This is a genomic window from Nitrososphaera sp. (assembly GCF_050748925.1).
Classification (GTDB): domain Archaea; phylum Thermoproteota; class Nitrososphaeria; order Nitrososphaerales; family Nitrososphaeraceae; genus Nitrososphaera.
The window spans coordinates 1-8,770 of the sequence record NZ_JBOGQF010000072.1; the positions used below are offsets into that span (position 1 = coordinate 1).

The 8,770-nt window shown below is 54.2% G+C and carries 14 protein-coding genes; 6 read left to right on the forward strand and 8 right to left on the reverse strand.

What is annotated here, in order from left to right:
• Positions 1-1,048: DUF3179 domain-containing protein (locus ACREAY_RS07220; protein ID WP_431755093.1), on the forward strand; the 1,048-nt coding region annotated here is incomplete at its 5' end.
• Here ACREAY_RS07220 and ACREAY_RS07225 read toward each other — a convergent pair.
• Positions 1,045-1,215, reverse strand: a complete 171-nt coding sequence (locus tag ACREAY_RS07225) for a hypothetical protein (protein WP_431755094.1) — start codon at positions 1,213-1,215, stop codon at positions 1,045-1,047. The two genes, ACREAY_RS07220 and ACREAY_RS07225, sit on opposite strands and share 4 nt — an antisense overlap.
• Before the next feature lie 238 nt (positions 1,216-1,453).
• Here ACREAY_RS07225 and ACREAY_RS07230 point away from each other — a divergent pair, with 238 nt between their 5' ends.
• Positions 1,454-2,167, forward strand: a complete 714-nt coding sequence (locus ACREAY_RS07230) for a PAC2 family protein (protein WP_431755095.1) — start codon at positions 1,454-1,456, stop codon at positions 2,165-2,167.
• Here ACREAY_RS07230 and ACREAY_RS07235 read toward each other — a convergent pair.
• On the reverse strand, positions 2,157-2,462 hold the full coding sequence (locus ACREAY_RS07235; protein WP_431755096.1) for a hypothetical protein: 306 nt from the start codon (positions 2,460-2,462) through the stop codon (positions 2,157-2,159). The genes ACREAY_RS07230 and ACREAY_RS07235 overlap by 11 nt on opposite strands.
• A 24-nt stretch (positions 2,463-2,486) precedes the next feature.
• The gene (locus tag ACREAY_RS07240; protein WP_431755097.1) at positions 2,487-4,262 is read right to left on the reverse strand and encodes an ATP-dependent DNA ligase; all 1,776 of its coding nucleotides are present in this window, start codon (positions 4,260-4,262) and stop codon (positions 2,487-2,489) included.
• Between the two features lie 77 nt (positions 4,263-4,339).
• On the opposite strand from ACREAY_RS07240, the gene ACREAY_RS07245 reads away from it, so the two are divergent.
• Positions 4,340-4,666 (forward strand): MarR family transcriptional regulator, encoded by a 327-nt coding sequence (locus ACREAY_RS07245; protein ID WP_431755098.1) that lies wholly within the window; start codon positions 4,340-4,342, stop codon positions 4,664-4,666.
• Here the strand turns inward: ACREAY_RS07245 and ACREAY_RS07250 are convergent.
• On the reverse strand, positions 4,650-5,027 hold the full coding sequence (locus tag ACREAY_RS07250) for a cyclophilin-like fold protein (RefSeq protein WP_431755099.1): 378 nt from the start codon (positions 5,025-5,027) through the stop codon (positions 4,650-4,652). The genes ACREAY_RS07245 and ACREAY_RS07250 overlap by 17 nt on opposite strands.
• A gap of 72 nt (positions 5,028-5,099) precedes the next feature.
• Between ACREAY_RS07250 and ACREAY_RS07255 the strand changes: the two genes are divergently transcribed.
• Together ACREAY_RS07255 and ACREAY_RS07260 are read left to right on the forward strand one after the other, a co-directional pair.
• Positions 5,100-5,468: a hypothetical protein gene (locus tag ACREAY_RS07255; protein WP_431755100.1), complete on the forward strand. Its 369-nt coding sequence runs from the start codon at positions 5,100-5,102 to the stop codon at positions 5,466-5,468.
• Between the two features lie 90 nt (positions 5,469-5,558).
• Positions 5,559-5,969 (forward strand): DNA-directed RNA polymerase subunit K, encoded by a 411-nt coding sequence (locus tag ACREAY_RS07260; RefSeq protein WP_431755101.1) that lies wholly within the window; start codon positions 5,559-5,561, stop codon positions 5,967-5,969.
• 185 nt (positions 5,970-6,154) lie between these two features.
• Here the strand turns inward: ACREAY_RS07260 and ACREAY_RS07265 are convergent, their stop codons facing one another.
• The 4 genes from ACREAY_RS07265 to ACREAY_RS07280 all read right to left on the reverse strand — a co-directional run bounded on the left by ACREAY_RS07265 (position 6,155) and on the right by ACREAY_RS07280 (position 8,294).
• Positions 6,155-6,529, reverse strand: coding sequence for a hypothetical protein (locus ACREAY_RS07265; RefSeq protein WP_431755102.1), 375 nt, complete (start codon positions 6,527-6,529; stop codon positions 6,155-6,157).
• A 230-nt stretch (positions 6,530-6,759) separates the two neighbouring features.
• A complete protein-coding gene (locus ACREAY_RS07270; protein ID WP_431755103.1) occupies positions 6,760-7,584 on the reverse strand; it encodes a helix-turn-helix transcriptional regulator in 825 nt (274 codons plus the stop codon).
• Positions 7,585-7,625: 41 nt separating this feature from the next.
• The gene (locus ACREAY_RS07275; protein WP_431755104.1) at positions 7,626-7,841 is read right to left on the reverse strand and encodes a hypothetical protein; all 216 of its coding nucleotides are present in this window, start codon (positions 7,839-7,841) and stop codon (positions 7,626-7,628) included.
• A gap of 48 nt (positions 7,842-7,889) precedes the next feature.
• Positions 7,890-8,294: a transcriptional regulator gene (locus ACREAY_RS07280; protein WP_431755105.1), complete on the reverse strand. Its 405-nt coding sequence runs from the start codon at positions 8,292-8,294 to the stop codon at positions 7,890-7,892.
• Between the two features lie 92 nt (positions 8,295-8,386).
• Here ACREAY_RS07280 and ACREAY_RS07285 point away from each other — a divergent pair.
• Positions 8,387-8,770: alcohol dehydrogenase catalytic domain-containing protein (locus ACREAY_RS07285; protein ID WP_431755106.1), on the forward strand; the 384-nt coding region annotated here is incomplete at its 3' end.

Here is an 8,770-nt window from a genome sequence, read left to right on the forward strand (position 1 = left end):
AAAAGTGTTTGCAGTCATGATTATCGCCGCCGGCGTTGCGGCTGCGGCGGTTGTAGCATTTGCTGTCATGCTGCCCTCCGCGGCCCCTGCCCAGGACAAGGCAGCAGAAAAAGCCATAGTGCCACTTGACAAGATAGTGGGTGGGGGCCCGCCCCGCGACGGCATACCTTCTATTGATAATCCCAAGTTCATTTCAATCAAGGACGCCAATCTGCAGGACGGGGAGTTTGTGCTTGGCCTAAACATCAACGGCGACGTGCGCGCATATCCCCTCCAGATACTTGTCTGGCACGAGATAGTGAATGACGTGGTCGGGGGCGAGCCGGTTGCCGTCACGTACTGCCCGCTCTGCTTCACAAACCAAGTTTTCAAGCGCATCGTCGGAGGCGAAGCGGTAGAGTTTGGCACTTCGGGCAAGCTATACAACAGCAACCTCGTAATGTACGACAGGGGCACAGAGTCGTTGTGGAGCCAGGCGCTGGGGCAGGCGATAGCGGGCGAGCACGCGGGCTTGAAACTGGAACGCGTGCCATTTGACGTAGCGTACTGGGGCGACTGGAAGCAATTGTATCCACAGTCAAAGGTGCTGTCAGCGGACACGGGCTTTGGCAGGCCGTACGGCGCAGACCCCTACGGCGACTATTACGCCAGCTCCGAGATCTATTTCCCGGTGGAGAACCAGGACGACAGGCTCGGGCCAAAAGAAATAATCATCGGTCTTGAAAACGGCGGTACGTACAGGGCTTACCGGCTCCAGCAGATTGAAGACGAACATGTTATAAACGACAGCATCGGCGACAGGCACGTCATGCTTGCATCGCTATACCCTTTCATAGCAAGGGCTTTTGATAGGACGGTTAACGGCGAGGTGCTCGATTTTGAATACAGGGAAGGAAGGATAACGGACAGGCAAACGTCAAGCGTGTGGAACTTTGAAGGTGTGGCAGTACAAGGAGAGATGAAAGGCATGAGACTGGAGCGCCTGCCATTTGACCAGGGTTTCTGGTTCGAGTGGGCCGCATTCCACCCCGGGACAGAGCTGCACTAGTCGCTTTTTTCATTCTTTTTTGAGAGCGACAGGAGGTTCACCTTATAGGACTCGTCGATTGACTCCTGCGCCGACGCCTGCTGGCGGTGCAGCTGGTCTTTGCGCGCCTTCCAGCCGTCTATGGCTGTTTGGTGGTCGCTTGAAACGTCGTTAGTCTCAGCCTGCAAGTCTCAATTTTAGTCTCTGTCATGGGACTTTTAACCTTTCGCCGGCTGGCTTTTTATTTCATGCAGGGGCAGGAATGTCGTGGAAATAAAATGCGCCGACTGCGGCTGCCTGCCTTCGGAATGCAGGGCAAGCCCCTCTGCAAATGAATGCCCAAACTGCACGCGTAAAGAATGTTGCTGCTGGCCTGACGTGCACTAGTTCCCAACTCTTTTATGCCATTGCGGCATAGGAACTTTTATGAAGGCAGTCACGGTCGAAGACGTCCCGATAAGCAAGCCCATCGTGATAGCGGCCATGCAGGACATGGGAAACGTCGGGAGCATCGTAATCGACTTTATCAACAAGAGCCTCCAGACGAAACTCTTTCGCTACGTCTCAATACCGTTCCCAAACTATGTCGTGGACAACGGAGGCTATATCGATTTCAAGCAGGAAAAATGGGAGTACCGCTACGGCTCTGAAGGCTCGCTTGTCGTGTTTGGCGGAGGCATGGGCCAGCCGCAGACGAACCAAGAGCTGTACGACATGTGCCAGGACGTCGTAGACGTAGCCTTGCAGCACTCGGCGCAGCTGGTGTACACGCTGGGCGCCTTTCATACCACGCGCCCATACGGCAAGGAGCCAAAGGCGCTCGTGACTGCGACGACGATAGAGCTGTCAGAGAGGATACAGAAGCTGGGCTTTGAGCCGACGCCCGGCTCGTCGCTGATAACGGGCTTTAACGGCCTGGTCCTCGGACTTGCCAAGGAAAACGGCCTGCAAGGCATCGGGCTGTATGCAGAGATTGACAACCCGCAGGTCCCGCAGTTTCGGTCCGCCAAAAGCCTCCTTGTCGCGCTTGAAAAGCTGACGTACCAGAAATTCAGGGGCCTGCAGGAGCTTGACGACCTGGCGGGCAGGATAGAAAACGAGATAGAGAGCGGGCTTTGGCGCGACGACCCTACCGGCTGAACTGCACGCCGTGGTCAAGGCGGTCAATTCTGCGGCAGATCATCCTGAACGAATCGACGACGTCGGCTTCGATGACTCCGGGCAGGTGCTGGATGTTTGGCACGTAATTGTTTACAGAGTAAAGGTCCTGCACCCTGACCTCGACCGCCACGGTTGCCGCCTTCAGGTCGTCATCCTCTGACATGTTTGCCACTTCAATCAAGCTGGCAAACTTTTTCTGCGTATCCGTTTCAAGCGGGTACCTGCCCGATCTTATAGACTCTTGAATCATCGCGCACAGCTCTGAAACCTTCACAATGCTGGTTGGGATAAGTCATATTTATTCTGCCGAGTCGCGAGCTTGCGAGTGGATCTTTAGCTGGCGGCGGTACATGGACACCACCTCGTCGACGTCCGTTGCGTCTTCCGGCTCTTTGTCGTCGCGTATCTTGCCGGTGAACTTGGGGAACCGCAGCGCAAGGCCATAGCCGGCCTTCAGTGCGTCCTTTGCGGCAGTGTGCGACGGGCTCAGTGTGATTTCAGACGCGATTATTTCGATCACTATTGCAGGCTCGAACCACACGTCCATGTCCATGCCAGTGTCCACGCGGGCGTGCTTTTGGTGTATGACGTGCCTTTCGAGCTGCTGGTAGAACTGGTCCAGGTGCTCGTCGGTAAAGCCGGTGCCCACCTTTGACACGCTTCTGAAAATGTCCTTGTCGCGGTCATAGGCTGCAAGCAAGAGCGCGCCGTACTTGCCGACGCGCCTCCCCCTGCCGTGCAGCGCGCCCACGATGACAAGGTCGAGCGTGTCTGCCAGCTCGGTGCGGTATTCCCGCTTTAGCTTTACCCACGCGTAGCCGCGGGCGCCGGCGCGGTACGTGCTTGAAAGGTGCTTTACCATGACGCCTTCGCAGCCGTTCTCGATGGCCTCTGCCATGAACCGGTCTATCTGGTCGTGGTTCGTGGCGACTGCCTGCGGCACCAGCCTTATCATGTCGTCCTTGACTCCCTTGAGGGCCTTTGCCAGCAGTTTGCGCCGGTCTTCATATGGAAGCAATGTCACGCTCCTGCCGTCAAAGTAGAGTATGTCGAAAAAGTTGATGACGACAGGATAGTTTTCCATCGCCTCCTCCACGCCGTGCTTGCGCCGCCTGTGCATAAGCTCCTGGAACGGCAGGTACTCGCCGGTCTGGACGTTCACCGCCACGACCTCGCCTTCCATTATCGCCTCGCCGGCCTTTAGAGTCGCCGCCACTTTGGTGATGTCAGGGTAGTGGCCCGTTATCTTTTCCAGCCTCCGGGAAAACAGCTCGACGCGGCCCTTGCCCTTGTGGATCTGCACACGCTCGCCGTCCAGCTTGTATTCGACAGAGGCCCTGCCGTCCATCCGCTCCAGCGCCTCCTCTGCCGTGCTGACGCGCTCGGCAAGCATCGGCCTCACTGGCTTGAAGAGTGTTATCTGCATCAACTGGACCGCCGCAAGGCCTTTGGTCGATAGTAGTTTTGCGACCGTGCCCAGGTCGCTTGAAACGTTGTACGCGTTTTCCAGGACCTTCCTGTTTGCCTTGTCGCCGGTAAACGCAATGGCCAGCGCGTCAAGGACGGAATAGTCGGCAATCCCGAGCCTGAGGGTCCCCATCACAAACTTCATGATGTAGCGCCCCTCCCGCGACGTCGAGTCGTTCAGGAGCCCGGACACCAGGCGCAGTTTGGTTTCCTGCGACCCGGAGCCGACCGTCCTCGCTATCCCGTCAAATGTGGAATACACGCGCTCCACTGTCATGGATTCTGAAAACAGCGTCGACTGGTTCTTGACAGACATCGCCTTGCCGGCGGTGTCGCCAATGTCGCCGGTCTGCCGGTATATCGATTCGACGTCGGACAGGTTCTTGCCCGACGAGCTGGCTATCGCCCGGAGCGCCATGCGCTCGGCAAGGCCCATCTCTATCCCTTCATAGTCAGGATAGAGCTTGCCCTGGATGAGGTATGTGACTTTGTCGATGACCTCTGGCGGCGTCTTTTTCAACAGCGTCACCAGATGATCGGTAAGCGCTATCCTGCTGGACGTCTGCTCCATCTGCTCAAAGGTGTCGACCAGCGGACTGAAATCCACGGCACAGCTTGGCCTACTTGCGCTTTAAGTGTTGTTTGAATATGATTATTAATGGGTAAAGAGCCACCAGCACTATCATGGGCGGTAACAAGAACAAGCCGGCGGGCAAGGACAAGGGCACAGTAACTGGCCCGGGCGGAGAGATCAAGACGGCGGCAAAGGACGAGAAGAAGGGCAAGCCGCAGCAGAAAGCCAAGCTTGCAGTCGTGCTGGAAGAGGCGCAGGGCATTAAAGCCATACAGGGCATGAAGGCAATCACGGTGCAGTCAGTCGCCAAGGCAACGGGTGTAAAGATATCAATAGCAAACTCGTTTGTCAGGACCCTTGAATCCAAGGGCGTGGTGAAAAAGGTCGGCGGCTATAGCGGCCACAAGGTCTACGAAAAGGTCAAGCAGGCTTCTTAACTGAAAGCACGTCGCCAGCCTGGCTGACCTCTACCATTTCTATTTTCAATATCCTGCCAAGGGGGTTCATCGCCTGCACCGCGCAGTCTTTTAAAAAGAAGCATATGGCGCCGTTTGACGGCAGGAGCGCCATGTCGCCGCGCTTGAACTGCCTCCTTGACTTTTCGGCGCCAATGACCATGCCGGTCTCGATGTAGACGAACTTGTCTTCAAACCTGTGCACACGGTCCTGCACAGGCAATGCTTTCAAGATGGCCCCGGACGTCATCGGGGCAAGGTGGCGCACCAGCTCGCACTCGGCCTGGCCCTTGCCGGATATTTCCGCAATCAATTTCAGCCGCGAAACAGAGCCTGCCTGCAATAGCAGACATTTATCATGATGTAATGAAAAGGTTTCTGGCGCGACCAATGTTGGTCATATAGGCAAACTTTGATGACGTCCCCCGATAAAGCCGGCAAGCGCAAAAAGGCGCGCGTGCCACTGAAGGACTTTCTCCTCCCGGCAGAAAATGTCAAGTTTGCTAGCGAGGAGGACGTGGAATTTGCAGAGAAAAAGTACAACGTCTACGTGACTGACAGGCGGCTGATACTTTACGCAAGGCGCGGCCTCGTAATGCGGTCCGACGACATAGTCAGCGAGCGGCTGGAATCGATACACGGCGTGAAATACAAGGAAGGCGGTTTTCCGTTCCGCTCTGCAACCATCTCGGTAGTCGGCAGCTCGAAACTGGACATACGGGGGCCGGCGGCAAGGATGAAGCCCCTGTTCCAGAGCCTGCAGTCGGTGGTAAACGAGCCGTAGGATTTTGCAGAAACGGCAACCACAGTATGTAAGATGTATCAGTAACGGGCAAACATTTAATTAGATAGTTGCTAGCTTTTTGTATTATTCTTGGTAGTCAAGCGTTTTACAAAAAAGACTGTTGCTAAAAAGGCCGTCTCCAAATCCAAGCTAAAGAAGGGCGAGGTGAGGGAAGAGGAGCCTATCAAGAAGTCAAACAGGCCGGAAGACGAGGTCGTCACTTATGCAGAAAGGGATTTTGAGCTCAAGGAAATCGCGGCGCAGGGCAGCAAGATACTGATAGGCCTCCCGTGGCTCACGAGGTTTGAGCGCGCAAGGATAACCGGCGCGAGGGCCCTGCAGCTGTCGCTGGGTGCGCCGCCGCTGATAGCCGCGCCGGGCGCAAGCACATCAATCGGGCTTGCAATGGGCGAAGTGGCTCAAAAGGCGCTGCCGATCTCTATCAGGCGCGTGCTTCCAAACGGCGTCTACCAGGACATCCCGATAGACTGGATGCGGTAAAATTATCCTCCAGCTTCGTTGCATAACATCCAATCGAACTCGTGATAGTGACCACCGGTGGCTGCCGAATTGATGTTTTGTTGACTATTCGTGAAAAAGGAAATAATAATTTCAAGTCGTTAGAAAGTACGCTCACAGGGTAAGCGCAATAAAGTCACCAAAACACGACTCTGCTAGTCCTCCTTTCATTGCGCCGGAAGCCTTCTTCTCCATATTAGAGTGCCTGCTACTGCGCCCCATGCGATTGGGAGGATGATGGCCGAGTAATCATACAGAGAATTCACTGCAGGATGGCTAGAAAATTCGTCGCTATTTGCCTCGGTAATCTTGATACGAGACGAAAAAACTCTTTCCTCATCATCAGGATTCCTATTTACGTCTTGAATTGTAATCTGCGTGTTGTTGATTTCTTCACCAACATGGTCGGCGGATGATTCTCCATTTGAGGAATTGATATCAAGTTTATCGTTATAAAATGTGCCAGTAACTACTTTGCCCAGCACTACCGCAGTGATTATGGTAGCAACCACTACAAGTCCGACGAAAACAATGTCGATCAAGGATTTGGTCGTAAGCAACGTGATTACGCATTCCCGCTTGGCCGGTATTCTAATAAAGTTTTATCCAAATAATACTACATAATGCTTGAATTCTAGTGCCGGAAATAAACAGCTGACACGATGCTGCGCCAAAAAGAACAAGGGGCAATCCAAAGATAACAGTTTTGTGGTAGCAAAATTACTTCTTTTAAGGCTACTCGATATTTTGTGTTCCACTGGAAACACATACACTAGATTTCTTTCAGGTGGCTTTCGTCAAATATGTCAGACCCGTACCACCGGTACCGGAAATAGTCGAGGCACCACTCGTGAAATATCGGGTCAGAGCTGTGGAACATCATGTTCATGTCAGTCTCGCCCTTTTGCGTGGGAAACATCACCGACGCCTGCTTTTCGTTCAGGATGACTGCGACCTGCACCCTGTCTACCATGCGGCGCTCAACCGCGTTCTTGTTCAACAGCTCGCTGTGGCCCAGCTTTTTCAAAAGATCTTTGCGGCCCTTTGGTATGATGACGTTCTGCGGCAGGACATAGCTGTACTTTACTCCTTTTTCCTTTACCTTTGCAAGCGCCGGCTCAATGAGGTCTATGGGGACCTGTGGCACGATTTCATAGATGTATTGATCGGAATCGCGGTAAATGTCCTTCCACCTCTCGAGGATGGCAACCACCCCCTTGACATATTCGCACTTGTCAAGAGCGCCAAGGCGCATGATGAATTTTATCGGCAGCTCGCCCAGGATGTGCTCTGAAAAATATTCCTTGTGCATCGACAGGTAATTAAAAGTCGGGATCTGCTTGATGATGGTGTTGCCAAACGTCGTTAGCGAGAATATGCCTTCCGGGTTCTTTTCTATGAGGTTGGCGTCCTGCAGGCGGTTGACGTTGCGGTGCGCCTCCTGCATAGTTATGTCTAGGTCCTTGGCAAGCTGCGAGATCTTGGCCTTCTTTTCATAGAGCCGGAAAAGTATCGACAGGCGCTGCTCGCTTGCAAGCTCGAAAAACGTCTTTTCAGTGCTAGAGTAGGCGCCGACTAGGTCGTCGCTGGAAGGCATGATACTGCATCAGAACGCCCGTCGTTTTAAGCGTTGCACCGCTAGTGGTGCGAGTGCTCTTCGTGGCTCGGCAGGCGGTTGTTGTTGCGGCGCGTCCAGAGGCCAAGGCCTATCAGCGCGGCGCCAACGGCGACCAGGAGGTAAGAGGCAGGGAGCGCGACTGTCCAGATAGAATTGACCTGCGCGGCGTAAATGAAGAGTATCGCCATCATTGCAAGGGCAATGCCGGAAATAATTTCGCCGTTGATGCGTTCCATTTATGCGAGAAATTCCAGTTTACAGTATATTAATTTTTGTCAGCAGCATTAGTGTTCCCGGATGAGCGTTCCGCGGCACTGCTCGCAGATGGTCTCGTCGATGTTTGACTCGATGCTGTGATGCACGTCGCATATGATGAGCGTGTAGCGCATGTAATTGGTCAGCCCCACGAACTTTGCAAGCGTGCTTGGCGTATAGGCCTTGTTTGTAGAGATGTCACGGGCTATGTCGTCTATCATGCGCATGACTTCCATCACCGACTCTAGCTTTGATATCAGCTCAAGGTCGCCCCTCGTGCCCCTCACATAGTTGCTGATTGCGGCCTGCGTTATGCCCAGGACCTTTGCGACGTCTTCTTCCTTGAGCGAGTATTCTTTAATCAGCTTTTTTGCCAGAATGGCCCTGACGGCAGGGATGAGCGACTTTGCCTCGATCTCGGAAGGAAGTAGCACTGCAAATGAACTTTGCCTGTTTTTTCTATTTAAAGGTTGTTAGGATCACCTAGTTTTCAGGTATTTATATTGCGACTCCCGACTAGTGAGCGATGAAGGCGGTTTTTGTGAAGGGCAACAGCGCGGTTTCAGTCGACGACGTCAGCGCACCGCAAATGGCAAGCGAGGGCGGCGTGCTCGTCAGGATGCGCGCCTGCGGCCTGTGCGGCTCGGACCTTGAAAAGGTGTACGGCGAGTACGGCATGTCGTCAGGGAGGCTGGGCCACGAGCTGGCAGGAGAGGTCGTTGCCGCCGGCAAAAACGCCAAGGGCGTTGCGCCCGGCGACAGGGTGTTCATCCACCACCATGTCCCTTGCTATTCGTGTCACTATTGCCTTCACGGCGACTATACGATGTGCCCCGAGTACCAGAGGAGCAACATCACCCCCTGCGGCCTTGCAGAGCAATTCATTGTTCCTGAATGGAACGTGTCAAGG